This is a genomic window from Nocardiopsis sp. EMB25, from assembly GCF_026797795.1.
GTDB lineage: Bacteria > Actinomycetota > Actinomycetes > Streptosporangiales > Streptosporangiaceae > Nocardiopsis > Nocardiopsis lucentensis.
Map to the genome: position 1 here is coordinate 2,583,724 of NZ_JAMTDN010000001.1, position 24,779 is coordinate 2,608,502.

Sequence of the window (24,779 nt, forward strand, 5' to 3'; positions counted from 1 at the left end):
GCGGCATGGGATCAGTCCCCGCTTCCGGACAGGTGCCGGTCGAACCAGTCGAGCGTCTCCACCGCCACCTGCCGCCACTCCTGACCACCTTCGAGAAGCTGTTCGGCGCCCGGCATCACCCGCAGATCGGTAGGGCCGGCCATCCGTCCGCGCGCCCACTCACTCAGTTCGCGGACGAAGGAGTCACCGCTCTCCAGGAGCACCATGACCGGTGCCCGCACCCTGGACAGGGCCGGTTCGGCCAGATCGATCCGGCCTCCGTACACCACGACGGCGCCCACGTCCCGGGGTCGCTCGGCCGCGGTGACCAGCGCCGCCGGAGCCGCCGTTCCCGAACCGAGGACCCCCACCGGCTCGTTGGCCGCGTCCGTGGCCCTCCGCAACCACGTGACCGCCGCGTTCAGCCGCTCCCCCAGAACCTCGGTGCCGACGCCCTCGGCGTGCTCGGCCCGCTCGCCCGCCGTCACCAGGTCCAACAGCAGTGTGGCGTAGCCCGACCGTCGCAGCACCGAGGCGATCGCCCGCCAGCGCGGGTCGGTCCGCCCCTCCCCCACCGCCAGGACGATCGCGCCGCGCAGGGCGGCGGGCATGGTGAGATCACCGTCGAGGTAGTCCTCACCGGCCCTGATCCGAACCCCGCGGGCCACGTCCGCCGGCGGGTGGGCGCGTCCGCGTTCGGCGAGGATCGCGGTCACGTGTCCGTCGGAGAGCTGGGAGAAGTCGCGGTACCACTCCCCCACCGCGTGGAAGTTGTCCGGGGCGCTGAGCACGACCAGCTCGTCGGCCTCCTCACGCAGCGAAGCGACCGCCTCCGGGGCGGCGACGGGTACGGCCAGGACGAGCTGTGCGGGGTCGGCCTGTCGCACCATGTGCAGTGCCGCCCGGGCGGTGCCACCGGTGGCGACGCCGTCGTCCACGACCACGCAGTCGCGCCCCGTGATCCGGGGTGTGGGGCGGTCGCCCCGGTAGGCGCGGCGTCGGCGTTCGAGCTCCTTGCGCTCGGCCTCCACCGTCTCGGCCAGCGCCTGCCGTGGGATGCGCATCCGGGCCAGGGCGAGGTCGTCGAAGATGACGTGGCCGTCCTCGGAGATCGCCCCGACGCCCAGTTCGGGGCGGCCCGGCAGGCCGACCTTGCGGACCATGAGCACGTCGAAGTCGGCGTCGAGCAGACGGGCGAGTTCGGCACCGACCGGAACCCCGCCTCTGGGCAGGGCCAGCACCAGCGGGTCCCGGACCGCGAAGGGCCGCACTCGCTCCGCGAGGCGGCGGCCCGCCTCGGACCGGTCGGTGAAGGGCAACGAAACGGGTACCGGGTTCATGTCCTCACCGGCACCGGGACCGTGGCCCCGGCACCGCTCCTCTCGGCTGTCCGGAGTGAGCCGTTGGAAAAGTGGTACCGGCATACCCCGCGACACGGCGGTCGCAACCCCGCGCGCAGGCAAAAACCCTCGTTCAGGTGTCGCGGAGGGCGGTCCTGAGCACCCCCATGAGCAGGGCGTCGTGTCTGCGCCCGTCCCACAGGAGCGCGTCACGCAGCCGCCCCTCGACGGTGAACCCGCACGAGCGGTACACCGCGATGGCCCTCATGTTGAACGCGTACACGTGCAGCCAGACCCGGTGCAGGCCGATGCGGTCGAAGGCGTACTCCAACACGAGTTCGGTGGCCTCCCGGCCCAGTCCCTGACCGGCGAACTCGATCGCCGACAACGCGATACGGTACCCGGCGCTCTCGTTCTCGGGGGACACGTCATAGACCGACAGCTCACCCAGGTAGCGTCCGTCCCTGGGCTCGGTGATCGCCAGGTCGAGGCGGTCACCGCGGCCCGCGCGGGTGGCGCACCACTCGCGTGCCCGCTCGTAGGTGAGGTGTCGGTGGTTCCCGGTGAGCCGACGGACCTCCTCGTCGAGGCTCGCGGCGAAGTAGGCGTCCGTGTGTTCGGGGGCGAGGGGGACCAGGCGGACGCGTTTCCCGACGAGGGTGGGTGTGTCTCGCAGCGCACTCGAATTGATCATGGACACTTCCGGTTCCGACCGGGCCGCGCGCACGGATCCCGGCGTGGGGTCGGCGGACAGTAACGAGGGCCCGTGCGGGAGGGGCCGCGGGGGCCGAAGTGGAACGTGACGGTGACGGCGGCGGAACCTCTATGTAAATCCGCCGCGGCCGCTGAGGCAAGCCCGGAGTCCGACTCGGCCGATACGGGGGTGCCTCGCACGCGGTCGGCTGTATAGCATCCGCTGGGATCGTCCGCAGCTTTGGGAGTCGCCGTGAACAGCCCCGCCACCCCCGCCACTCCGGCCCAGGCGCCGCCACCCCAGGCGCGCCGGGCCCGGATCGCGGTCTCCACCCTGTTCTTCGTCAACGGCTTCACCTACACCAACGCCGTCCCGTGGTTGCCGGTGATCAAGTCCGGTCTGGGCCTCAGCAACGCGGAGTTGGGCACGGCGATCGCCGCGGGACCCGCGGGAGCGCTCCTGACCGGCATGCTCGCGGGTCCGCTGATCCACCGGTTCGGCAGCGGCCGCACCGCCGTGGGAACGAGCCTGGTCACTCTGGGAGCGCTTCCGTTCATCGCACTCGCGCAGAACTGGTGGATGCTCGCGGCCGCCTTCCTGGTGCTGGGCAGCGCCGACGCCTGGACGGACTCCGCCCAGAACGCCCACGGCCTTCGGGTGCAGCGGCGGTACGGGCGCACCATCATCAACACCTTCCACGCCGTGTGGAGCATGGCGGCCGTCGCGGGCGGCGTCGTCGGGGCGACGATGGCCGGTCTCGGCGTGCCCGTCCTGGCTCACCTGGGCGGGGTGGCGCTGATGTTGGTGTGCGTGAACCTGTGGGCGAGCCGCATGCTGCTGCCCGGTCCCGAACACAGCGAACGCGAGGACGGGGCCGTGGGCGGGGACGGGCGACGCACGCGTGTGCCCGCGCGCGGAGCGCTCCTCCTGCTGTTGCTGGGCGTGCTGTTGGTCTTCGCGGCCGGGATCGAGGACTCGGCGGCGTCATGGGGTGCGGTGTACATGACCACGGAGCTGTCGGCTCCGCTGTTCCTCGCGGCGATGCCGTTCGTGGCGTGCCAGGCGATGATGACGCTGGGACGCCTGGTGGGCGACCGCGTCACCGACCGCTTCGGCGCGGCGGCGGTGGGCGCGGGGTGCGGTCTGTTGGCGGCGGGCGGTATGGCACTCGCGCTCGTCGCCGCGCATCCGGTGGCCGCGGTGGTCGGGTTCGGGATCATGGGTCTGGGGGTGTCCACGTTGTTCCCGCTGACACTCGCCGCCGCTGGTGACGTGCCGGGGGTGCGTACGGGCGACGGTCTCGCGGTCGTGGGCTGGCTGGGCCGGGCCGGGCTGCTGGTCTTTCCCCCGTTGGTGGGGTTCCTGGCGGACACCGCCACTCTGGGCACCGCGCTGTGGGTGGTCTCCGCCGCGGGTGCCGCGGCCTTCCTTCTCGCGCCCGCGCTGCGCCCACGTCGCTGACGGATCCGGGGCGGCGATCCCGTCGGCCCCGGTGAAGGCGGTCGCCCCGGGAAGGGGAGAGGGCCCCCGGCCGTGGAACACGGTCGGGGGCCCGGTGCGCGTCACGGCCCGACGGGGCCGCGATCGTGCCGTCGTCAGGCGATCGACGCCGGGCGGCGGGCACCGGCCCACAGCGCCATCGCGCCGATCCCGGTCACGACCGCGCCCCCGAGCACGAAGCCCTGGAGGTCGACACCGGTCGTGGCGAGCGACTCGTTCTCCTCGTCCTCGTCCTCATCGGACGAGTTCGAGTCGTTCGTGTCGCTGCTCGGCGTCTGGTTGTCGTCACCGTCGTCGTCGGAGCCACGGTTGCCCGTGTCGCCGTCGTCGTCGGAACCGTCAGACCCGTTGTCTCCGCCATCACTGCCGGGAGGGTTGCCGCCGCCGTCGGAACCACCGTCGGAACCATCGTCGCCGCCGTCGGAACCACCGTCGGAACCGTCATCGCCGCCGTCGGAACCACCGTCGGAACCATCGTCGCCGCCGTCGGAACCACCGTCGGAACCATCGTCGCCGCCGTCGGAACCACCGTCGGAACCATCGTCGCCGCCGTCGGAACCACCGTCGGAACCATCGTCGCCGCCGTCGGAACCACCGTCGGAACCATCGTCGCCGCCGTCGGAACCACCGTCGGAACCATCGTCGCCGCCGTCGGAACCACCGTCGGAACCGTCATCGCCGCCGTCGGAACCACCGTCGGAACCGTCATCGCCGCCAGGAGGGTTACCGTCGTCGCCGTCGTCACCACCGGGAGGATTGCCGCCCGTGCCGTCGTCGCCGCCGTCGTCACCACCGGGAGGATTGCCGCCCGTGCCGTCGTCGCCGCCGTCGTCACCACCGGGAGGGTTACCGCCCGTGCCGTCGTCGCCGCCGTCGTCACCACCGGGAGGGTTACCGCCCGTGCCGTCGTCGCCGCCGTCACCCGGATTGTCCAGCACATCGGCCGGGGAGAGCTGGGGCACCGTGGAGGACGCCACCGGTTCCTGGCCCGCCTGGGGGACGGCGGTGGACGCGGTTTCATCGGTCGTGTCGGCGAACGCCGGTCCGACCGAGAACCCAGCCATGAACAGGCTGGCGGCGGTCACCGTCAGAGCCCGCTTCTTGGGGGACATCCGTCTCCTTTCCTATCTTCGTTGTGTACTCATTGAGGGGGAATGGCATAGAGGTGGTCGTCATGGAGCACGACCGCGTTGTCGCCGAGCAGTCCCTGTGGCCGCTCGGCTCCTTCGGGGAGGTCGGAGACCGTGCCGTCCGCGCGAACCGCCACGGAGCGCCCGTCCAGTTCACCGAAGACCTGGTCGCCGACGGCGATCTCCGCTGCGAAGCCCGGCACGACGGAGCCGTCGCCGCTCTCCAGGTCGACCACGGTCGGGCCGTAGGAGGCCGTCCGTGTGCCGATCGGCCAGGACGCGTATCCCGCACCCTCGAGGTCGGAGGCGTCGACCTCGATCGCGGCGACCACGGCGCCGTTCTGACCGTCGTGGAAGGCCATGTGGCTTCCGTCGCCTTCGGCGGAGCGCCAGAGGACGATGACGTACTCCCGCAGGGCGGTGAGCACCCGGTCCATCTCGCCCGCCCCTTCCGGACGCTGGGCGTGGACCTCGGTCGAGCCTCCGTCCGGGTCGACCCACACCCAAGGGCCGTCCACGACCGCGGTGAGGACGCGATCACCCTCGGCCAGCATGGAGGCCGCGCCCCCGGGAACCTCGACCTCCCGGAGCTCACCGCCCACGGGAACGAAGTCGTCCTCGTCCGTGCGCACGAGCACGGACTCACCGGCGTACTGAGCCACCGCGTCGTCGGGCAGGTCGACGCGATCGGGGGCGCCGCCCTCCTCCGACCAGAACAGCAGGGCGTCGGCGGTCTCCAACACGACGGCGGGGGCACCGTCGTATCGCACGATGTGCGGGATGCCCAAGGACTCTCCCGTCTCCACGGGGAGGTCGGCCGCCCAGAGGCGCTCACCCTCGGCGTCGTACAGATGGAGTTGGTCCCCGGGAGCGATCACGGACAGCAGTTCGCCGTCCCTGCTGACCCTCGGCTCGGTCCCGGGCGCCACCTCGGCGTCGAACACGACGGTCCCGGCGAAGCCGGGGGGCGCGGGCCACGGCAGTGGTTCGGCGGCCTCCTCCGTGCCCCCGCTCGCGGGGGTGGCCGGTGCCTCCGGAAGGAAGCGCAGGGTCAGGGCGCCCGCGCCGACGATCAGGGCCAGCGCGAGTACGGCGGCCCCGGCGATCAGCGGGACCCGCCCGCGCCGACCGCGCCGTCCCTCCTCGGGGCGGGGGGCCTGTGGACGGCCGGGTTCGACCGTGTCGGCGGCCTGCACCACACCGTCGGGGGTGGCGACCAACCGCCAGAAGCCGTTGGCGTCACGGGCGTCGACGAGCACCGGCCGTCCGATCCCGGCGGCGTAGCCGGTGGCGACGTCCAGCGCCGCGCGTCTGGTCTCCCGAGGTGCCTGACCGGTGACGATCTGGCGGTGCCCCTCGATGGAGATCTCCGCGCTCCGCTCGTCGGGAGCGATGACGATGACGACGGTGGGCCGGGAGTGCTCCGGTCGGGACGCCCGGCTCATGGTGCCTCCGAAGGCATGGGAAAGGTGAACCTGTTCGTGTGACGGGTGACGGGTGACCTCGATCAGCTATGACGGTGGCTCGCGGCCTGGGGCCGCCAGGGGGCGCGTGTTGGTGAACACGTCGTCACTGCTGCACGAGATGATACTGACCGCCGGTGACCGTGCCGGATCGGGATGTGGATGGGGAATTCGGTCAATGGTGGCCGCGACAGCGGAGGCGCGCCGCGCATTTCTGCCATGACCTGCACATTCTCCTCTTCCCGGGGTCCAACACACGCCTCCAGAACATCCTCGACAGTGGATTGGACACCTGGGGAGGGCATTTGGTTCACACCGAAAATGGCCGGATCCGGCCAGCCCGTCAGCGGCCGTTCGCCTCGGAGATGGTGTCGATGACCGCCTTCTCCCGCCGCCGGACCAGGCGGTCGGCGCGTTCGAAACCGCGGTCGGCGATCTCCGCCCGCGCCGAGGCGGTGCGTACGGTCGGCCACATCGCGTCGATCTCGGAGTTGAGCGAGGAGCCGGCGAGGACCGCGACGGCCATGACGTAGAGCCAGGCCAAGATGGCGATCGGCGCGGCGAGGGACCCGTAGATGCTCACATCCCCCAGGGAGGCGTCCAGGTAGGCGCGCAGTCCGGCGGAACCGCCCATCAGCACGACCGTGGCGAGTAGCGCTCCGGGCAGGTGGCGCCACGGGGGTGTGCGCACCGGGACGCTGAGCGCGTACAGGAGTGTGACGGCGGTCGTGGCGAGCAGGCCGACCACCGGCCAGTAGAAGTGGTTGAGCCGCCCCACCGTCGCCGGGAGCAACTGGTGGACCAGGTCGGGGCCGGCGACGAGGACCGGTAGCACCAGGACCGCGAACAGCAGGCCGCCCAGGTAGGCGACGAAGGCCAGGATGCGCTGGCGCAACCACCCCCGGAGTTCGTCGAGTCCGTAGGCGATGGTGATGGAGCGGATGAACACGTTCATCGCCCGCGACCCCGACCACAGCGACACCAGGAAGGTCACCGACAGGAGGCCGCCACGCACCCCGCCGAGGAAGTCGTCGACGAGCGGTTCCACGACCGTGCTCACGGTGTCCGGGGTCAGCGCGCGGGCCGCCAGGTCCAGCATCCACAGGCGGATCTCCTCGACCATGTCCGGCCCGAGCACCGCCGCCAGCGGCCCCAGGGCGCCCAGGAGGCACAGCAGGAGCGCGGGCAGGGAGATCAGGGAGAAGAAGGCGGACTCGGCGGCCAGGCCGAACACCCGGTACCGGGAGAACGAGCGGATCGTGCGCAGGAACAGCAGGATGGCACCATGCGTGAACGAGTGCCGACGCAACCACGCGTCGATCGCGCCCCACAGGCTCTCCCAGAATCCCACCACGGGAAGAACGTTAGCGGCCGCGTGGGCTCGGGCGCCCGCCCCGGCACCGCCCGGGAGTGACGTGACTCACGTGCGGACGTGGCGAACGTGCCTGGACAAGGGGCCGGACCGCGTGCCATTCTCGATGCATGATCGCTGCTCTGGACCCCATGCTCTGCGTGCGCCGCCACGTGGACTTCCTTCGGGTCCGTAGCGCCATCTGTTGCAGCGTCGGTTGATCTCGCCGCCTTTGTGACGCACCCGTTATTCAGGGGTGCGCGCGGCCCCGGCGCTCGCCCTCTTCGATTCCCACACCCGTGGTTCTCCACCCGTCCGCCCAGCACGACGACGTGCGGCGCGATCGGGCCAGCGGTGCGGGCGCCGGGCCCGTGAGCACTCCGCGACCCTATCGGAGACACCCGCGATGCCTCCCTCTTCCGCGCAGCCAGGCAAGTCCGCGACGGCGGCCAAGCCCCGCCGCCGCCGTGGCGAGGGCCAGTGGGCCCTCGGCTACCGCGAGCCGCTGAACAAGAACGAGGAGAACAAGAAGAACGACGACGGGCTCAACGTCCGCGACCGGATCATCAACGTCTACTCCAAGGCGGGATTCGACTCGATCGATCCCGCCGACCTTCGCGGGCGGTTCCGCTGGTACGGGCTCTACACCCAGCGCGCCCCCGGTATCGACGGCGGCAAGACCGCCGTGCTGGAGCCCGAGGAACTCGACGACCGCTACTTCATGCTGCGGATCCGCATCGACGGCGGTCAGCTGTCGGTGGCCCAGCTGCGCGCGGTCGCTGAGATCTCCCGTGACTATGGGCGCGACACCGCCGACATCACCGACCGGCAGAACGTCCAGCTGCACTGGGTGCGGGTGGAGGACGTCCCCGCCATCTGGGAGAAGCTGGAGTCGGTGGGCCTGTCCACCACGGAGGCCTGTGGCGACACCCCGCGCGTGATCCTGGGCTGTCCCCTCGCGGGCGTGGCCGAGGACGAGGTCCTGGACGCCACGCCGGAGGTGCACCAGGTCTACGACGACCACATCGGCAGCCCCCTGTTCTCCAATCTGCCGCGCAAGTTCAAGTCGTCGATCTCCGGGTGCTCGTCGTACTGCACCAACCACGAGATCAACGACGTGGCCTTCGTCGGTGTGCGCGACGAGGCCGGTGAGGCGGGCTACGACCTCTTCGTGGGCGGCGGCCTGTCCACCAACCCGATGTTCGCCAAGCGCCTGGGCACGTTCGTCCGCCCCGACCAGGTCAGCGAGGTGTGGGCCGGGGTCTGCTCGGTCTTTCGCGACTACGGCTTCCGCCGTCTGCGCACCCGCGCACGGATCAAGTTCCTCATCAAGGAGTGGGGCCCGGAGAAGTTCCGCCAGGTACTGGAGGAGGAGTACCTGGGCTACGCGCTGGCGGACGGCCCTGCGCCGGAGCTGGACCCCGGGTTGGAGCGCGACCACGTGGGCGTGCACCGCCAGCGTGACGGGAAGTTCTACGTCGGCTTCGCACCGAAGGTGGGCCGGGTGTCGGGCAGCACGCTGCTACGCGTCGCCGACATCGCCGAGGCGCACGGGTCGGACCGCGTCCGCACCACCGCCGACCAGAAGCTGGTCATCCTCGACGTGGCCGAGGACCGGATCGACTCGATCAGCGCCGCTTTGGAGGCCGAGGAGCTCCAGGTCCGGCCGAGCACGTTCCGCCGCCAGACCATGGCGTGCACGGGCATCGAGTTCTGCAAGCTGGCGATCGTGGAGACCAAGGGCCGCGCCGCGTCCCTCATCGACGAGCTGGAGAAGCGGCTACCGGACTTCGACGAGCCGCTGACCATCAACGTCAACGGCTGCCCGAACTCCTGCGCGCGCATCCAGGTCGCCGACATCGGGCTCAAGGGCCAGTTGGTGATGAACGAGCGCGGCGAACAGGTGGAGGGCTACCAGATCCACCTGGGCGGCGGCATGGGGCTGACTGCGGCCTTCGGCAAGAAGGTCCGCGGCCTGAAGACCACCGCCGACGAGCTGCCCGACTACGTGGAGCGCGTGCTGCGCCGCTTCCAGGTTCAGAAGGAGGACGGGGAGTCCTTCGCCGCCTGGGTCGGACGGGCCGACGAGGCCGACCTGAAGTAGGACACGGACACCCGGCCCCGGAAGCGGGGCCGGGCCGACCACCAAGGAAGAAGAGGTGCGCCATGTCCGAGAGGGCCGCGCCCTACTACTGCCCGTACTGCGGTGACGAGGACCTGGTGCCCGAGGAGGGCGCCGCGGTCAAGGGCGAGGGATACCCCTGGGCCTGTCTTTCCTGTGCCCGGGTGTTCCGGGTGAAGTACGTCGGGTTGCGCTCCGCGTCGTTCTCCGCGGGAGGCGCCCCCTCCAGACCGACGGAAGGTAACGCATGAACGCCACCACCACCCCTGTGGGCGGTCCCGAACTCGCCGAGCGGGCCGCGCGTGAACTGGAGGAGGCCTCCACCCGGGAGATCATCGCCTGGGCCGCGGAGACCTTCGGCGACGGCCTGTGCATGACCTCGTCCATGGCCGACGCGTTGATGGTCGACCTGGCCTCCCGGGTCGTACCGGGGATCGACGTGATCTTCCTAGACACGGGGTACCACTTCGCCGAGACCCTCGGCACGCGCGACGCGGTCGAGTCGGTGTACGACATCAACCTCATCAACGTGGAGCCGAACCGCACGGTGGCCGAGCAGGACGGGGCCCTGGGGCCGCGCCTGCACGGACGCAACCCCGAACTGTGCTGCCACCTGCGCAAGGTCGAACCGCTCAAGCGGGCGCTGGCGCCGTACTCCGCGTGGCTGACCGGGTTGCGCCGGGAGGACTCGGTGACCCGCCGCGACACGCCGATCGTCCAGTGGGACCGGCGCCGCCGCATGACCAAGGTGAACCCGATCGCGCGGTGGACCCAGGACGACGTGGACTCCTACATCGCCGAACACGGTGTGATGGTCAACCCCCTTCAATACGACGGATATCCGTCCATCGGCTGTGAGCCGTGCACCCGGCGCGTGGCTCCGGGCGAGGATCCGCGCAGCGGCCGGTGGGCCGGGCTCGGCAAGACCGAGTGCGGGATCCACGTGTAAGCCGTGAGGCCACGGTGGCGGGACGACGCATCCTCGTCCCGCCACACCCAAGACCCAGAGAAGGAGGCGAGAGCTTCCTTCCCAGCCTGAAGGACGGGCTATCCGCCCCGAGAGGTCCATGAGCACGGAGATTCAGCACCGAGTGGAACGTGGAGCGATCCCGCTCCTGGCAGTGGCGCACGGCAGTGCCGACCCCCGGTCGACGACGGCCGTGTCGGCGCTGTTCGACCGGGTGCGCGCGTCGCGCCCCGACCTGGACGTCCGTGTGTCCTACCTGGACCACGTGTCTCCCGGCCCCGAGGACGCGCTGACCGACCTGGCCGCGGGTGGCGTGGGCGAGGTCGTGGTGCTGCCGACCCTGCTCACGGCGGCCTACCACAGCAAGGTGGACCTGCCCCGGGTCCTGGCCAAGGCCCGGGAGGAGAGCCCCTGGTTGCGCGTGTCCTACGCCGACACCCTGGGACCGCACCCGCTGCTGTTGGACGCGGTGGAGCGGCGCCTGGCCGAGGCCGGCGCGCGTCCCGCCCCGGACACGGCCCTGGTGCTGGTCTCGGCCGGTTCCAGCGACGCCGAGGCCAACGCGACGGTGCGGTCCCTGGCGGCCCGGTTGGCCGAGCGCGGGCCGTGGCGGGAGGCCGTCGCGGCGTTCGCGTCGGCGCAGTCGCCCGGTCCCGGCGAGGCGGTCGCCGACCTACGGGAGCGGGGCGCCGAGCGCGTGGCCGTGGCCAGCTACCTGCTGGCGCCGGGTTTCTTCTCCGACCGGGTCCGCGACCGGTCGACGGCGGCTGGTGCGTCGGTGGTGTCCGAGGCACTGGGTGACGCGCCCGAGCTGGCCAGGGTGGTGCTGGAGCGCTACGACGCCGCGGTGGCCGCACGGCACGCCCGCGTCTGACACGGCCGGGACAGGGGCGGACGCCGGGTCGTCCGCCCCGTCCACAGATCGCGGATTGGCACTTGTGACGGCCCGTGGCGCGAAGAAGAATCGTTGGCGCGGCGACCCGTCCGGGCCGCCGAAGCGATGAGAGCGAGCGGGGGCCGAGGTGTCGGAGCACGGTGATGAGCACGGGGGGATCCGGGAACTGCTGCGGGGGCTGCCCGTCTTCGCGGGTCCGATCGCGGAGTTCGACCCGTCGGCCGCGCCGGAGGATCCGGCACGGCTGTTCACGGACTGGTTCGCCGAGGCGGTGGCGGCCGGGGTTCGAGAGCCGCACGCGATGACGGTGGCCACGGTCAACGAGCGGGGGGAGCCGTCCTCCCGGGTGGTCATCATGAAGGACTTCACCCTCGAGGGATGGTGGTTCGCCACCACCACGGGCTCGCGCAAGGGGCGGGATCTGGCCAGGAACCCGGCGGTGGCGCTGTCGTTCTACTGGGGTGAGCAGGGGCGGCAGATCAGGGTGCGCGGGTTCGCGGAACTGGCCGACCCCGACCGGTGCGCCGCCGACTACCTGGCCAGACCCCTGGAGTCGCGGGTGGCCGGTCTGCACGGACGGCAGAGCGAGCCCCTGACCGACCTGACCGACATCCACCGCGCGGCCGACGAGAGCCGTGCGCGACTGGAGGCCGACCCGGACCTGGTGCCGTCGGACTGGGGACTGTACCGGGTGGCGGCGACCGAGATCGAGTTCTGGCAGGCCGACCGGGACCGACGGCACACGCGCCTGCGCTACACGAGGCCCACCGTCGATTCCGGGTGGGACCGCGAACTGCTGTGGCCGTGAGGCGCGGGTGATCCGGGTGGGTCGTGTTCCCGGTGTCGGACCGGGCCCGGGCGGGTGACGCGAGTACCGGGCCCGGGCAGTGCCTGTTCCATCGGTCGTGCACGTCGCGCCGGATGCCGCATCACCCCTCAACCGAACCCGGTTCGGTTGGAGCCCGGTGGCACAGGTTACGATTCCCGCACTCCCACCGCCGACCCACGGACGGAAAGGCAACGATGCCCGCCACACACAAGGTGTTCAACCAGGCCATCCCGCTCGGCGACTACGCCGCCGCGGACGATCCCGCGCTCCTGGAGGGGCTGCGCCGCGAGGGTGCCGGGTGGGCCGAGGCGGAGGTGCGCGAGGTCGGCACCGCCGCGGGCACCGAGCGAGTCCGTTCCTGGGGCGAGTCGGCCAACGCCTATCCGCCGGTCCTGCGTACCCACGACCGGTACGGCCACCGCGTGGACGAGATCGACTACCAGCCCGCCTACCACGTGCTCATGGAGCAGGCGGTGGAACACGGACTGCACGCGGCCCCCTGGGCGGACGAGCGGGCGGGCGCGCACGTGGCGCGCGCCGCCAAGTTCTTCCTGTGGTCGCAGCCGGAGAGCGGCCACGGCTGCCCGGTCTCGATGACCTACGCGGTGGTCCCGGCGCTGCGCCACGCTCCCGAACTGGCCGAACGATACGAGCCGCTGCTGACCTCGCGGACCTACGACTTCGGGCTGCGCCCGCCCCTGAGCAAGCGGGGCCTCATCGCGGGCATGTCGATGACGGAGAAGCAGGGCGGCTCCGACGTGCGCGCCAACACCACACGCGCCGTGCCCACCGCGGAGGGCCACCACCTGCTCACCGGGCACAAGTGGTTCACGTCGGCGCCCATGAGCGACTTCTTCCTCACCCTCGCCCAGGCGCCGGAGGGGCTGAGCTGCTTCCTCGTCCCCCGGGTGCTGCCCGACGGCACCCGCAACGCGCTGTACGTCCAGCGCCTCAAGGACAAACTGGGCAACCGGTCCAACGCGTCGGCCGAGCTGGAGTACGACGGCGCGGTCGCGCACCTGGTGGGCGAACCCGGCCGGGGCGTGCGCACCATCATCGACATGGTCAACAGCACCCGGCTGGACTGCGTGATCGGATCGGCGGCCGGGATGCGCGCCGCCGTGGTGCACGCCCTCCACCACGCCGAACACCGCTCCGCGTTCGGAGCGCGCCTGATCGAACAACCGCTCATGCGCAACGTCCTGGCCGACCTGGCACTGGAGTCCGAGGCGGCCACCACGCTGATGACCCGCCTGGCCGGGGCCGTGGACCGCTCGGTCCGGGGGGACGAGGCGGAGACCGCCTTCCGCCGTCTGGGGGTGGCCGTGGGCAAGTTCTGGGTGACCAAGCGCCAGCCCCCGCACGCGGCCGAGGCCCTGGAGTGCCTGGGCGGCAACGGGTACGTCGAGGAGTCGGGGATGCCCCGCCTGTTCCGGGACTCCCCGCTCAACTCCATCTGGGAGGGGTCGGGGAACGTGGCCGCGCTGGACGTACTGCGGGCGATGGGCCGCAACCCGGAGTCGGTCGAGGCGCTGTTCACCGAGTTCCGTGCCGCGGCGGGCGTCGACGACCACTTCGACGCGGCACTCAAGCGGCTGGAGCAGGCCCTGTCCGACCTGGACGAGGCGCAGTACCGTGCCCGATCGGTGGTCGAGCTGATGGCCCTCACCCTCCAGGCCTCGCTACTGCTGCGGCACGCACCGGCCCCCGTCTCGGCGGCGTTCACCGCCAGCCGCCTGGGCGGCGACTGGGGGCACGTGTTCGGCACCCTGCCCCGCGGGGTGAACACCGAGGCGATCCTGGAGCGCGCCCGGCCGCGGGGGTAGGCGGTGTTCTCCGGGGTCCGAGCCTCGGCCCGGGTACGGGCGGCCCGGCGGTGGCCCCCGGGTGGCCGCTCCGAAGAACGCACCCCGTGGCCGTGGTCGGGGCCACGGCCGCGGTGGTGTGTCGGGGTCGAGATCCGTGTGAGAACACACCGATAATTCCCACGAAAAGCCACAAATCGAGACAGTGCGCGAATGATCATCGCTCCTGGTCGGCATAATCCGGCGATCGGAGCGGAAGGAAGAAGGCGAAACCGACCGACCGCTTTCGGGCCGGGGTGGGACGCGGCACGGGCCCTTCGAGCTGGGAGGATCCCCGAACGCCCCCGCACCGGTCGGCGAAGGCCCCGACACCAAGAGACTGACGACGCCAATGGTGGAAGTCTGGCCCGGTAGTTCCTATCCGCTCGGTGCGACCTTCGACGGGTCCGGCACCAATTTCTCCCTCTTCTCCGAAGTCGCCGAACGGGTCGACCTGTGCCTGTTCGACGACGAGGGGGAGGAGACCCGAGTACCCCTCACCGAATACGACGGATTCGTCTGGCACGGGTACCTTCCCGGTGTCGGCCCGGGACAGCGGTACGGATACCGCGTCCACGGCCCCTACGCGCCCGAACACGGTCTGCGCTGCAACCCCAACAAGTTGCTCACCGACCCCTACGCCAAGGCCCTGAACGGCGAGCTCACCTGGCACGAGTCGCTGTTCAGCTACCATTTCGCCGCCCCGACGCGCCGGAACAACGCCGACAGCGCACCCTACGTGCCCAAGTGCGTGGTGGTCAGCCCGTTCTTCGACTGGGGAAACGAGTCCCGGCCCAGCACCCCGTACCACCGGACGGTGATCTACGAGGCGCACGTGCGCGGCCTGACCATGCGCCACCCCGGCATCCCGGAACACCAGAGGGGCACCTACTCCGGCCTGGCCCACCCCGCGGTGATCGACTACCTCACCTCGCTCGGGGTGACCGCGGTCGAGCTCATGCCCGTCCACCACTTCGTCCCCGAGCACGCCATGGTGGCCCGCGGACTGACCAACTACTGGGGGTACAACACCCTCGCCTACCTCGCCCCGCACAGCGGATACGCCGCGCTCGGTTCCCGGGGACAGCAGGTCCAGGAGTTCAAGGCGATGGTGAAGTCGCTGCACGAGGCCGGGATCGAGGTGCTCCTGGACGTGGTGTACAACCACACCGCCGAGGGCGACCACATGGGCCCCACCCTGTCCCTGCGCGGGATCGACAACCTGAGCTACTACCGCGTCAGCGACGAGGACCAGCGCTACTACCTCGACTACACCGGCTGCGGCAACAGCCTGAACGTGCGCCACCCGCACTCGCTCCAGCTCATCATGGACTCGCTGCGGTACTGGGTCCTGGAGATGCATGTGGACGGGTTCAGATTCGACCTCGCGTCGGCGCTGGCACGGGAGTTCCACGACGTGGACCGGTTGAGCACGTTCTTCGACATCGTCCAGCAGGACCCGGTGATCTCGCAGGTCAAACTGATCGCCGAACCCTGGGACGTCGGTCCCGGCGGCTACCAGGTGGGCAACTTCCCGCCTCTGTGGACGGAGTGGAACGGCAAGTACCGCGACACCGTGCGCGACTACTGGCGGGGTCAGCCGGTGTTGGGCGAACTCGCCTCCCGCCTGGCCGGATCCAGCGACCTGTACCAGGACGACGGCCGGCGCCCGGTGGCCTCCATCAACTTCATCACCTGCCACGACGGTTTCACCCTGGCCGACCTGGTCTCCTACGACCACAAACACAATGAGGACAACGGCGAGGACAACCGGGACGGCACGGACGACAACCGCTCGTGGAACCACGGTGTGGAGGGGCCCACCCGGGATCCCGCGATCATCACCCTGCGCCGCCGCCAGGTGCGCAACTTCCTCACGACCCTGTACCTGTCCCAGGGGGTCGTGATGCTCTCCCACGGCGACGAGGTGGGCCGCACCCAAGGCGGCAACAACAACGCCTACTGCCAGGACAACGAGATCGCCTGGATCGACTGGAAGGACGCCGGTCTGGACGGGGAGGACCCCGACAACGACCTGCTCGACTACGTCCGGGTGCTCGCCCGTCTGCGCCGCGACCACCCGGTCTTTCGGCGGCGCAGGTTCTTTCGCGGCAGCCCCGTCGAGGGCGGCCGGGGCGACGGGCGCGGACTTCCCGACATCGTGTGGCTGCGGCCGGACGGAAAGCCGATGTCGGGGCCGGACTGGAACTCCACGGGTCAGGCACTCGGTGTGTTCCTCAACGGCGACGCCATCACCGAGCCCGACCCGCGCGGGCGCAGGATCCGCGACAGTTCGTTCCTGCTGCTCCTCAACAGCGGCGCGGACGCGGTGGACTTCACCCTGCCCGGGACGGAGTACGGAATGGCGTGGGAGACGGTCCTGGACACGGCCGAGCCCGATGTGTCCGGGCGCCCGTCCGCGGCGGCCTCCGACCCCGTCAGGGTGATCGACCGGGCGCTGGTGCTGCTGCGGAGGGTCTCCCACCGGCACGGACGGCTGCCGTAGGCGCGGTGGAACCCGTCCGGGTCGGGAGGATGCCAAGCTAGGACATCATGGCTTCGAACACCGCACCGCCCGACCCCGACCCGTTCCACCAGCTCCTGCCCCACGGCGGCACGGACGTGGACCTGGCCTCCCTGTACGCCTATCCCGACGACCTGGACCGCCCATGGGTGCGCGCCAACATGGTCTCCAGCGCCGACGGGGGCGCGATCGGCCCGTCCGGGCGTAGCCGCGACCTGTCCTCCGCCTCGGACCGGAAGATCATGGGCATCCTGCGCGGCCTGTGCGACGTGGTGCTGGTGGGCGCGGCGACCGCCCGTATCGAGGGCTACGCGCCCGTCCGCCCGCGTGCGGCGTGGGAGCCGCTGCGGCGCGGACGGCCGCGGACACCGCCGATCGCGGTGGTCTCACGGACCCTCGACGTCCCTGAGCGGCTGCTGGCCCCGGGGCCCGAGGAGGCGCGCACCATCGTGTTCACCACGGCCTCCGCGCCCAGGGAGCGACGCGAGCGGGTCGGCGCGTGCGCCGACCTGGTCGTCGTCGACGGTGTCTCCGTGGGACCCGAGCACATCGTCAACGCCCTCGGCGAACGGGGCCTGTGCCGCGTGCTGACCGAGGGCGGCCCGCACCTGCTCGCGGAGTTCGTCGCGGCCGGGCTGCTGGACGAGCTCTGCCTGACCCTCAGCCCCCACCTGTTGGGGGCGGGCTCCCCCCGCGTGGTCACCGGGGGTCCCGGGACCCCGGGCGCCCCGACGCGGGCCTCGGTGAGGAACACACCCGTGCGCATGGCGCACCTTCTGGAAGCAGACGGAAACCTCTTCGCGCGTTACCTCCGAGAATAGGGAGGTTACTGGGGTTCGGCCGGATCCGGCCGGTTTCGGCTGCCCCACAACCACGCATGAACCGCCCCGCAACCGGACATACCCGATGTGTGCCATCCACTGGAAACACCCCCACTGGACACACCGCATTGACGGGGCTTGCCGGCTTGGCCCCCCGGGCGAGAGGATGAACGAGAGTGCCGACGTCCGACAACGGGTCCCCTCCGGTCTACCGGGAGATAGCCGAGGAACTACGCGGACAGATCCGCTCCGGGCGGTACGCCGACGGCGACCGCCTTCCCGGGGAGAACACCCTGATGGAACGCCATGGCGTCGCACGGGCCACCGCACGCCAGGCGCTCTCCGTACTCATCAACGACGGCCTGGCCGTGGCCGTGCGCGGCTCGGGCATCTACGTCCGGCTCTTCCGGCCCGTCCGAAGACACGGCGCGCGCCGACTGTCCCAGGAGCTCTGGGGCAACGGTCGGGCGATCTGGCAGACCGACAGCGCGGACCGCGGTTACGAGGTCGACTCCATCGACGTGACCGAGGCCGTGGCCCCCGACCACGTGGCCCGTGCACTGGAACTGCCCGGGGGAGCTCGGGTCCTGCGCCGCTCCCGCCGCTACCTCGTCGACGGCCGACCCGTGCAGAGCGCCGTCTCCCACCTTCCGCTGACCGTGGTGGAGTCCCGGACCGGCTCCCTCGCCGCGCGCCGCGTCCGCGAACACGACACCGGACCCGGCGGGATCTACGCGCGGTTGGCCGACCTGGGGTACGCGCCCGCCCATTTCACCGAGGAGATCCGGGTGCGCATGCCCACCCCCGAGGAGAGGTCGGATCTGGCGATCGCGGCGGGCACGCCCGTCCTGGAGGTGGCCCGCACCGCGCTGACCGGGGAGCATCGCCCGGTCGAGTTCAACGAGATCACCATGGACGGTTCGGCCTACGTGCTCCAGTACGACTTCGACGCCTGAGCCTCGAGCCCCGGCCCCACCGGTACACCACGATGGGAGGGGCGCGAACGCGACCCCTCCCATCGTTCTTCGGTACTCAGCGACCACCCCGCCTTGAGGCGAACACCAGATATGCCAGGACCAGGTACGCCACACCCACCGCGACCGCCCCTGCGGCTGCGAAGGGCAGGCTGTCGGACGCCGTCATCGCCCATCTGGCGATCCCGAGGCCGAGGACCAAGGCCACTCCCAGCGCGCACACCGCCACGACGGTGATGAAGGCGAGCAGCTTGCGGTCGTTCCACGGCTCCGGTCTGGCGGCGTCGATCCGCGCCGCGGTGGCGCGAGCGGTGAGCTCCGTCGCCCACCGCAGTTCCCGGCCGACGGCGACCGTTCCCATGGCCGCCGTCCTGGGCCAGCCCCGGACTCCCGCGGTGGCCTGATCGAGCCACCACAATCCGTATCTGATTCTCCCCACGCGCAGTGGTCGTCTGCGCACTACGAGTGATTCTTGTGTCGTAACTGCCATGCCACCTACCTCGGCGCACATCGACCACTGACCCTGTTCAAGGCCTACCCGCGGGTTAAGCAACCGAACGTAACAACGAGGGAGGTTAGGGCTTTGTGACACTACGGGATGATTTACGCCCCTAAACCGGGTGATGTGCATTCCATCCGGAACGTGGTCGAGACGGCACTCCAGCCGAAATACCGGTAGCGTCGTCAGCATGGCTGACGCAGCGGAGCAGAGCACCGGAGACGGAACCCCGGGGATTCCCCGGACCGACGCGGAATGGCGCGAGCGGCTCAACGCACAGGAGTACGCCGTGCTCCGGCAGGCGGGCACCGAACGCCCGTGGAGCGGCGCCCACGTCGACACCAAGACGGAGGGTGTCTACCGGTGCCGGGGGTGCGCGACCGAACTGTTCCGCTCCAACGAGAAGTTCGACTCACACTGCGGCTGGCCCAGCTTCTACGACCCCGCCGACGCCTCCGCGGTCACCCTGCACGAGGACTCCTCGCTCGGTATGGTCCGGACCGAGGTGCGGTGCGCCACCTGCGAGTCCCATCTGGGCCACGTCTTCCGCGGTGAGGGGTACGCCACTCCCACCGACGAGCGCTACTGCATCAACTCGGTCGCCCTGACCCTGGAGCCGACCGACCCGACGGAGTAGGTTGGCGTACCATCCTGGTTCCGGACAGGTACGCGGAGACCGTCCCCGACCATCCGAGGGGCGGTACCCGCGACTCGTCCACGACGTATCGGGGATAATCGCATCCAGCGCACCAACGGTCGGCTCCGCCAACCCGCGGAGCGCCGCGCGGCACAAGGCCCCCGGTCTTCGCGCACCCGCCCCGAGTCCGAGGGCAGCCCCACCATAGCGCCCGCAAGCAGGGCGAACCGACCCAAGCCGTGACGAAAGCGCTCGATGACCGACGACTCACCTTCCACCGCCGCCTCCCCCCGTCCTCCGGCCCGGCCGCGCCTGGGCATGGCCCAGGGGTCGGCTCCCTGGCTGCTGCCCGCCCTCGGCGCGGCGGGTGCCGCGGCCCTGGCCGCCCGGGGATCCCGCACACGCGGGGCGGCCGCCGTCCCGGTCATCGCCCTCGCCGCGGGCATGACGTGGTTCTTCCGCGACCCCGAGCGGGGTCCGGCCACCGGACGCGTGATCTCGGCGGCCGACGGCGTCGTCCAGAGCCTCGACCTCCAGACCGACGGCCGGACCCGGGTCGCGGTGTTCATGAACCCCCTGAACGTGCACGTCAACCGTGCGCCCCTCGCCGGAGTGATCACCCGGGTCGAGCACCGCCCCGGGGGTTTCCGCCCCGCATTCGACAAGGACAGCGAGCGTAATGAGCGCGTCATCTGGACCCTTGAAACCGAGATCGGTGAGATCACGGTCGTTCAAATCGCCGGCGCGATGGTCCGGCGTATCGTCCCGTATCTCGCTGCGGGGCAGAAGGTCGAGCAAGGCGAGAGGATCGGTCTCATCCGGTTCGGGTCGCGGGTCGACGTCTACCTTCCGGCCGGGGTCGCCCCGGCGGTGGAGGTCGGCCAGAAGGTCCGTGCCGGAGAAACCCGTCTTGACGCCGACTGAGCGGTCCGTCCTGGGCCCGGAGCACACGACCCCCCCGGACACCGGCGCCCCCCGGTTGCGCCTGGGGGTGGCGGACTACCTGACGCTGGGCAACGCCCTGTGCGGCTTCCTCGCGGTGTGGGCGCTCGCGACGGCCCAGTCCGCGCACGCGGCCTCCGGCGCCGCGGGACCCCTCCCCCGTGCCGCCATGGCCACGGTCGTCGGGCTGATGCTCGTGGCCGCGGCCCTGGACGTCCTCGACGGCCGCGTCGCGCGCAAGCTCGGCGGCAGCGGGATGGGCGCCGAACTGGACAACCTCGCCGACGTGATCAGCTTCGGGTTCGCCCCCGCGTTCTTCTTCGTGGTGTGGGGCATGTTCTCCGGGGGTCCGGCGATACTGCCCGTCGTCGGCGGGGGCGCCGTCCTGTTGGCGGTCATCGTGCGCCTGGCGCGCTTCTCCTGCCAGGCGCCGGGGTCCAGCTACTTCACCGGGCTCCCCTGTCCGTTCGGGGCGATGGCGGTGGTGACCGTGGTTCTGATGGACCCGCCGCTGTACGCGGGCGTCACCGCCGTGCTGCTCATCGCCTGGCTCATGGTGAGCCGCATGGAGTACCCCAAACCGCGCGGGCGCAAGATCTACGCGGTGCTCGGATCCCTGGCCACCGGTGTGGCGCTCATGGCCGCCTGGGGTCTGGGCCTGCCCACGGGCGACGTGCTCATCTACCTCATGAGCGCGGTGGTCCTGGGCTTCATCGTCACCATCCCGTTCTACGTCCGTTACGTGAGGGCGCGACCGGCCTCGGACTGACCGCAGGACCGACGCGACCGTGCCCCGGGCGGAGTCCCGCCCGGGGCACGGTCGCGTCGGCGCCGGTTACGGCAGGGCGTCGACGAGCTCGGCGACACTCCGACGGCGTCCGGTGTAGAAGGGGATCTCCTCGCGGGTGTGCAGGCGGGCCTTGGCGCCGCGCAGGTGGCGCATCAGGTCGACGATCCGGTGCAGGTCGTCGGCCTCGAAGGCCAGCAGCCACTCGTAGTCGTTGAGGCCGAAGGAGGACACCGTGTTGGCGCGCACGTCCGGGTACGGGGCGGCCATACGGCCGTGTTCGGCGAGCATCGCGCGGCGCTCGTCGTCGGGCAGCAGGTACCACTCGTAGGAGCGCACGAACGGGTACACGCACAGGTGGTCGCGCGGCTCCTCACCGGCGAGGAAGGCGGGCACGTGGCCGCGGTTGAACTCCGCGGGACGGTGCAGGCCCACGACCGACCACACCGGGGCGCTGGCGCGGCCCAGGCGGGTACGGCGGAAGGCGGTGTACATCTCCTGGACCTGCTCGGAGGTGTCGGCCACCCACCAGAACATGATGTCGGCGTCCGCGCGCAGGCCCTGCACGTCGTAGCTGCCCCGAGTGACGATGCCGCGCTCGGCGGCCTTGTCGAAGAGGGTCTGGAGCTCGTCGGCCGCCGCTGTCCGGTCGACTCCGTCGAGGCCCTCGACCTTGAAGACCGACCACATGGTGTAGCGGATGAGCGCGTTCAGGTCGGTGCCGTCCTTGTCGACGGCGGTGTTCTGCTGACCCGTCACGGGTTGACTCCTTGTTCTGTCGTTCCCGCGGCGTCGCCGCCGGGGGTGGTGTGACTGTCTCTGGGGAGGGTCTGCGCCAACCGCTCGGCCGCGCGGCCCGCGTCGGCCACGCACGCGGGGATGCCGACCCCACCGTAGGCGGCGCCGCACACCCCCAGCCCGGGACGGCGGTCGACGGCGGAACGGATCCGGTCGATCCGCGCGGTGTGCCCGACCCCGTACTGCGGAATCCCGTCCCGCCACCGGGTGACCCGGGTCTCCACGGGGGCGCCGGCCAGACCGGTGACCGTGGCGAGGTCGGCGACGGCCACCGCGGCGAGCTCCTCGTCGGAGCGCTCCAGGGCCGCGGTGTCGCCGCCACGGCCGATCGAGCAGCGCACCACGACCAGGTCGTCGCCGGGGTTGGCCGCACGCAGCGCGTCGGCGATCCAGGGCCACTTGTTGCTGGAGAAGGTGGCCGCCTTGATGGTGAGTCCCTCTCCGGCCGGGGCGAGGAAACCACTGCCCGTCAGCGGCTCGGGGAAGGCGGAGGCGGGAAGCGCGAGGGTCACCAGGGCCATGCTGGCGTACTCCACCCCGCCCAGCTCGTGGGCGGCCTCGGGCACATGCTCGGCGAGCAGGCGGGCCGCCTCGGGCGCCGGGCAGGCCAGGAGGACCGCGTCGCAGTCCAGCCGGTCGCCGGTGTCCAGGTGGACACGCCAGCCCTGGGGCAGACGGCGCAGGGAATCGACCCGCGTGCCGGTACGCACCCGGTCGCCGTGCCGGTCGGCCAGGGCGCCCACGAGTTCGGCGATCCCGCCGCGCAGCGAGGCGAAGACCGGTCCCGCGGAGGCGGACACCGCGCCGCGGCCCGCCAGGTCGGCGTGTACCGCGCGCATGAGGGAGCGGTCGTCACGGGCCATGGGGGCGATCTGCGGCAGCGCGGCGTCGAGCGAGAGCCGGTCGGCTCGGCCCGCGTACACACCGCCCAGCAGGGGTTCGACCAGGCGGTCGACGACCTGGCGCCCCATGCGCATGCCGACGTAGGTGGCGACCGGCACGTCCCCGCGCACGGGTGTGCGCGGCCAGACCAGGTCCAGCCCGGCGCGCAGGGTCCCCGTCCAGCTCAGCACTCCGCTGCGCGCGAGCTCGCGCAGGCTGCCGGGAACTCCCATGAGCTGTCCCTTCGGCAGTGGTCTGACCCGTCCCCGGGTGTAGACGCCCGCGGAGCCGGGCCCCGGGTGCACGATCCGATCGGCCAGACCGAGTTCGCGGATGAGGTCGAGTGCCTCGGGACGGCGGGCGAGCACTGACTCGGCCCCCGCGTCGACGGGAACACCCGCCACGGGTGAGGCGTGCAGTTTGCCGCCGGGTGTGTCCGCGGCCTCCACGACCGTGACGGCGGTCCCGAGTGCGGTGAGGCGGTGCGCGGCGGTGAGTCCGGAGACCCCTCCCCCGACCATGACCACGTGCGGTGCTTGTGCCATGCCACCAGCTTTCCAGATGCCCTGGGTCACACGGACCCACCGTCCCCGAAACACACCCGTGCGGCCACTCCCCGCGTGCCCCGTGCCCCACACGCCGGTTCCGGTCCGCGACCACCTCGTTGCCCGGTCGTTACCGGGGAACCGCAACGCCCACGGAACGGCCCACGTCGAAGGCACATGGCTACTACCACTTTCCCCCAGCGGTGGCGCGTCGCCGGGGCCGCTCTGCCACTCGGCCTGGCGGCCCTCGTACTGACCGCCTGCGGGGCGACGACCCAGTCCCTGACCGAAGGCGACGACGCGGGCGCCGCGTCCGTCGAGCGCGCCGATTCCGCCCAGACGGACGAGGGCGCCCTGGCCGAGGAGGAACCCCAGGGCGAAGGCGGCGGAGGGGCCCTCGGAGCGGACGTCGAGGCCGCCGACCGCGACCTCATCCACACCGCCACCATGAGCGTGCGCGTGTCGGACGTGCCCGAGGCCGCCGAACTCGCCAAGGAACTGACCATCGAGGCGGGAGGCTACGTGGCCTCCGAACAGCTCAGGACCCCGGCCGGTCGGGTGCCCACCGCCCAGCTGGCACTGCGCATCCCCAACGACGGCTACGAGGACGCGCTGGCCGATCTGGCCGAGCTCGGAGACCGTTCCGACCTGGAGCGCTCCGTCGACGACGTCACCGACGAGGTGGCGGACGTCGAGAGCCGCATCGAGACCGCGCAGACGTCGCTGGAGACCCTGCGCGGCTACCTGGAGGAGGCCGAGGACGTCGACGACCTGCTGCGGATCGAGCAGGAGATCCAGACCCGCCAGTCGGAGTTGGAGTCCTACCAGGCGCGGCTGGAGACACTGACCAACCAGACGACCTACTCCACCGTCCACCTGAGCCTGGACACCCCGGACACCTACGTCGAAGCCCCTTCCGGCGACGCCGTCGGGTTCCTGGAGGCCCTGAGGCAGGGCTGGGGCGCCCTGGTGGCCGTCACCCTGTGGATCGCCGTGATCGCGGGCTGGGCGCTGCCGTTCCTGGCGGTCGCCGCCGTCGTCGGTGTGCCGGTGTGGTGGTACCTCAGGAAGCGCACCCGCCGGACGCGCGGCGACTCGGCTCGGGACGCCGACCGCTCCGCTCCCGTCGCCGCGGCCGTCGGCGGCGGTCCCGAGGCAGGAGGCGACGGCGGGACCGACTCCGACGACAGCGGAAGCGGTCCCGGGAACGAGGACGGTTCCGAGGGCGCCCCCGGGCGGGACGGTTGACGGCACCA

At 71.3% G+C, this 24,779-nt stretch carries 22 protein-coding genes; 15 read left to right on the top strand and 7 right to left on the bottom strand.

Features of this window, described 5'->3' with window-relative positions; translation table 11 throughout:
• Positions 1 to 11: 11 nt before the first annotated feature.
• Positions 12 to 1,319, bottom strand: a complete 1,308-nt coding sequence (locus tag KIK06_RS11085) for a phosphoribosyltransferase family protein (RefSeq protein WP_268643103.1) — start codon at positions 1,317 to 1,319, stop codon at positions 12 to 14.
• A 133-nt stretch (positions 1,320 to 1,452) separates the two neighbouring features.
• The gene (locus tag KIK06_RS11090) at positions 1,453 to 2,013 is read right to left on the bottom strand and encodes a GNAT family N-acetyltransferase (protein ID WP_268643104.1); all 561 of its coding nucleotides are present in this window, start codon (positions 2,011 to 2,013) and stop codon (positions 1,453 to 1,455) included.
• A 252-nt stretch (positions 2,014 to 2,265) separates the two neighbouring features.
• On the opposite strand from KIK06_RS11090, the gene KIK06_RS11095 reads away from it, so the two are divergent.
• Complete coding sequence (locus tag KIK06_RS11095; RefSeq protein WP_017601796.1) at positions 2,266 to 3,474, top strand: MFS transporter; 1,209 nt, start codon at positions 2,266 to 2,268, stop codon at positions 3,472 to 3,474.
• Between the two features lie 125 nt (positions 3,475 to 3,599).
• Entirely contained in the window at positions 3,600 to 4,661 is a 1,062-nt protein-coding gene (locus KIK06_RS11100) for a hypothetical protein (RefSeq protein WP_268643105.1), read from the top strand.
• Here KIK06_RS11100 and KIK06_RS11105 read toward each other — a convergent pair.
• Together KIK06_RS11105 and KIK06_RS11110 are read right to left on the bottom strand one after the other, a co-directional pair.
• On the bottom strand, positions 4,655 to 6,088 hold the full coding sequence (locus KIK06_RS11105; protein WP_017598268.1) for a hypothetical protein: 1,434 nt from the start codon (positions 6,086 to 6,088) through the stop codon (positions 4,655 to 4,657). The genes KIK06_RS11100 and KIK06_RS11105 overlap by 7 nt on opposite strands.
• Positions 6,089 to 6,449: 361 nt before the next feature.
• Positions 6,450 to 7,460, bottom strand: coding sequence for a YihY/virulence factor BrkB family protein (locus KIK06_RS11110; RefSeq protein ID WP_268643106.1), 1,011 nt, complete (start codon positions 7,458 to 7,460; stop codon positions 6,450 to 6,452).
• A 403-nt stretch (positions 7,461 to 7,863) separates the two neighbouring features.
• Here KIK06_RS11110 and KIK06_RS11115 point away from each other — a divergent pair, with 403 nt between their 5' ends.
• The 9 genes from KIK06_RS11115 to KIK06_RS11155 all read left to right on the top strand — a co-directional run bounded on the left by KIK06_RS11115 (position 7,864) and on the right by KIK06_RS11155 (position 18,415).
• The gene (locus tag KIK06_RS11115; protein WP_268643107.1) at positions 7,864 to 9,561 is read left to right on the top strand and encodes a nitrite/sulfite reductase; all 1,698 of its coding nucleotides are present in this window, start codon (positions 7,864 to 7,866) and stop codon (positions 9,559 to 9,561) included.
• Between the two features lie 62 nt (positions 9,562 to 9,623).
• Positions 9,624 to 9,830: a hypothetical protein gene (locus KIK06_RS11120; protein ID WP_268643108.1), complete on the top strand. Its 207-nt coding sequence runs from the start codon at positions 9,624 to 9,626 to the stop codon at positions 9,828 to 9,830.
• On the top strand, positions 9,827 to 10,528 hold the full coding sequence (locus KIK06_RS11125) for a phosphoadenylyl-sulfate reductase (protein ID WP_017598272.1): 702 nt from the start codon (positions 9,827 to 9,829) through the stop codon (positions 10,526 to 10,528). The genes KIK06_RS11120 and KIK06_RS11125 overlap by 4 nt, the downstream gene beginning before the upstream one ends.
• 118 nt (positions 10,529 to 10,646) lie before the next feature.
• Positions 10,647 to 11,420: a sirohydrochlorin chelatase gene (locus KIK06_RS11130; RefSeq protein ID WP_268643109.1), complete on the top strand. Its 774-nt coding sequence runs from the start codon at positions 10,647 to 10,649 to the stop codon at positions 11,418 to 11,420.
• Positions 11,421 to 11,568: 148 nt separating this feature from the next.
• A complete protein-coding gene (locus KIK06_RS11135; RefSeq protein WP_268643110.1) occupies positions 11,569 to 12,249 on the top strand; it encodes a pyridoxine/pyridoxamine 5'-phosphate oxidase in 681 nt (226 codons plus the stop codon).
• A 215-nt stretch (positions 12,250 to 12,464) separates the two neighbouring features.
• Positions 12,465 to 14,096, top strand: coding sequence for an acyl-CoA dehydrogenase family protein (locus tag KIK06_RS11140; protein WP_268643111.1), 1,632 nt, complete (start codon positions 12,465 to 12,467; stop codon positions 14,094 to 14,096).
• 370 nt (positions 14,097 to 14,466) lie between these two features.
• Positions 14,467 to 16,620: a glycogen debranching protein GlgX gene (gene glgX / locus KIK06_RS11145; protein WP_017598276.1), complete on the top strand. Its 2,154-nt coding sequence runs from the start codon at positions 14,467 to 14,469 to the stop codon at positions 16,618 to 16,620.
• Between the two features lie 47 nt (positions 16,621 to 16,667).
• Positions 16,668 to 17,459: a pyrimidine reductase family protein gene (locus tag KIK06_RS11150; protein WP_017598277.1), complete on the top strand. Its 792-nt coding sequence runs from the start codon at positions 16,668 to 16,670 to the stop codon at positions 17,457 to 17,459.
• A gap of 176 nt (positions 17,460 to 17,635) precedes the next feature.
• Positions 17,636 to 18,415, top strand: coding sequence for a GntR family transcriptional regulator (locus KIK06_RS11155; RefSeq protein WP_017598278.1), 780 nt, complete (start codon positions 17,636 to 17,638; stop codon positions 18,413 to 18,415).
• Between the two features lie 76 nt (positions 18,416 to 18,491).
• Here KIK06_RS11155 and KIK06_RS11160 read toward each other — a convergent pair whose 3' ends face one another.
• Positions 18,492 to 18,872, bottom strand: coding sequence for a hypothetical protein (locus KIK06_RS11160; protein WP_268643112.1), 381 nt, complete (start codon positions 18,870 to 18,872; stop codon positions 18,492 to 18,494).
• Positions 18,873 to 19,122: 250 nt separating this feature from the next.
• Between KIK06_RS11160 and msrB the strand changes: the two genes are divergently transcribed.
• The 3 genes from msrB to KIK06_RS11175 all read left to right on the top strand — a co-directional run bounded on the left by msrB (position 19,123) and on the right by KIK06_RS11175 (position 21,280).
• Entirely contained in the window at positions 19,123 to 19,569 is a 447-nt protein-coding gene (gene msrB / locus KIK06_RS11165; protein WP_268643113.1) for a peptide-methionine (R)-S-oxide reductase MsrB, read from the top strand.
• A gap of 255 nt (positions 19,570 to 19,824) precedes the next feature.
• Positions 19,825 to 20,493, top strand: a complete 669-nt coding sequence (locus KIK06_RS11170; protein WP_268643114.1) for a phosphatidylserine decarboxylase — start codon at positions 19,825 to 19,827, stop codon at positions 20,491 to 20,493.
• Positions 20,480 to 21,280, top strand: a complete 801-nt coding sequence (locus tag KIK06_RS11175; protein ID WP_026127543.1) for a CDP-alcohol phosphatidyltransferase family protein — start codon at positions 20,480 to 20,482, stop codon at positions 21,278 to 21,280. The genes KIK06_RS11170 and KIK06_RS11175 overlap by 14 nt, the downstream gene beginning before the upstream one ends.
• Before the next feature lie 66 nt (positions 21,281 to 21,346).
• Here the strand turns inward: KIK06_RS11175 and hemQ are convergent, their stop codons facing one another.
• Together hemQ and hemG are read right to left on the bottom strand one after the other, a co-directional pair.
• Positions 21,347 to 22,057, bottom strand: a complete 711-nt coding sequence (gene hemQ, locus KIK06_RS11180) for a hydrogen peroxide-dependent heme synthase (RefSeq protein ID WP_017598283.1) — start codon at positions 22,055 to 22,057, stop codon at positions 21,347 to 21,349.
• Positions 22,054 to 23,523 carry a protoporphyrinogen oxidase gene (gene hemG / locus KIK06_RS11185; RefSeq protein WP_268643115.1) on the bottom strand — a complete coding sequence of 490 codons (1,470 nt, stop codon included), beginning with the start codon at positions 23,521 to 23,523 and terminating at the stop codon, positions 22,054 to 22,056. Before hemG ends, hemQ begins: the two co-directional genes overlap by 4 nt.
• A gap of 177 nt (positions 23,524 to 23,700) precedes the next feature.
• Between hemG and KIK06_RS11190 the strand changes: the two genes are divergently transcribed.
• Positions 23,701 to 24,771, top strand: a complete 1,071-nt coding sequence (locus KIK06_RS11190; protein ID WP_268643116.1) for a DUF4349 domain-containing protein — start codon at positions 23,701 to 23,703, stop codon at positions 24,769 to 24,771.
• Positions 24,772 to 24,779: the final 8 nt, after the last annotated feature.

Coding starts and splice junctions, on each gene's coding strand:
- msrB (WP_268643113.1), top strand. CDS start 19,123: ATGGCTGACGCAGCGGAGCAGAGCACCGGAGACGGAACCCCGGGGATT.
- KIK06_RS11085 (WP_268643103.1), bottom strand. CDS start 1,319: ATGAACCCGGTACCCGTTTCGTTGCCCTTCACCGACCGGTCCGAGGCG.
- KIK06_RS11105 (WP_017598268.1), bottom strand. CDS start 6,088: ATGAGCCGGGCGTCCCGACCGGAGCACTCCCGGCCCACCGTCGTCATC.
- KIK06_RS11090 (WP_268643104.1), bottom strand. CDS start 2,013: ATGATCAATTCGAGTGCGCTGCGAGACACACCCACCCTCGTCGGGAAA.
- KIK06_RS11140 (WP_268643111.1), top strand. CDS start 12,465: ATGCCCGCCACACACAAGGTGTTCAACCAGGCCATCCCGCTCGGCGAC.
- KIK06_RS11125 (WP_017598272.1), top strand. CDS start 9,827: ATGAACGCCACCACCACCCCTGTGGGCGGTCCCGAACTCGCCGAGCGG.
- KIK06_RS11150 (WP_017598277.1), top strand. CDS start 16,668: ATGGCTTCGAACACCGCACCGCCCGACCCCGACCCGTTCCACCAGCTC.
- hemG (WP_268643115.1), bottom strand. CDS start 23,523: ATGGCACAAGCACCGCACGTGGTCATGGTCGGGGGAGGGGTCTCCGGA.
- glgX (WP_017598276.1), top strand. CDS start 14,467: ATGGTGGAAGTCTGGCCCGGTAGTTCCTATCCGCTCGGTGCGACCTTC.
- KIK06_RS11190 (WP_268643116.1), top strand. CDS start 23,701: ATGGCTACTACCACTTTCCCCCAGCGGTGGCGCGTCGCCGGGGCCGCT.
- KIK06_RS11120 (WP_268643108.1), top strand. CDS start 9,624: ATGTCCGAGAGGGCCGCGCCCTACTACTGCCCGTACTGCGGTGACGAG.
- KIK06_RS11130 (WP_268643109.1), top strand. CDS start 10,647: ATGAGCACGGAGATTCAGCACCGAGTGGAACGTGGAGCGATCCCGCTC.
- KIK06_RS11170 (WP_268643114.1), top strand. CDS start 19,825: ATGACCGACGACTCACCTTCCACCGCCGCCTCCCCCCGTCCTCCGGCC.
- KIK06_RS11115 (WP_268643107.1), top strand. CDS start 7,864: ATGCCTCCCTCTTCCGCGCAGCCAGGCAAGTCCGCGACGGCGGCCAAG.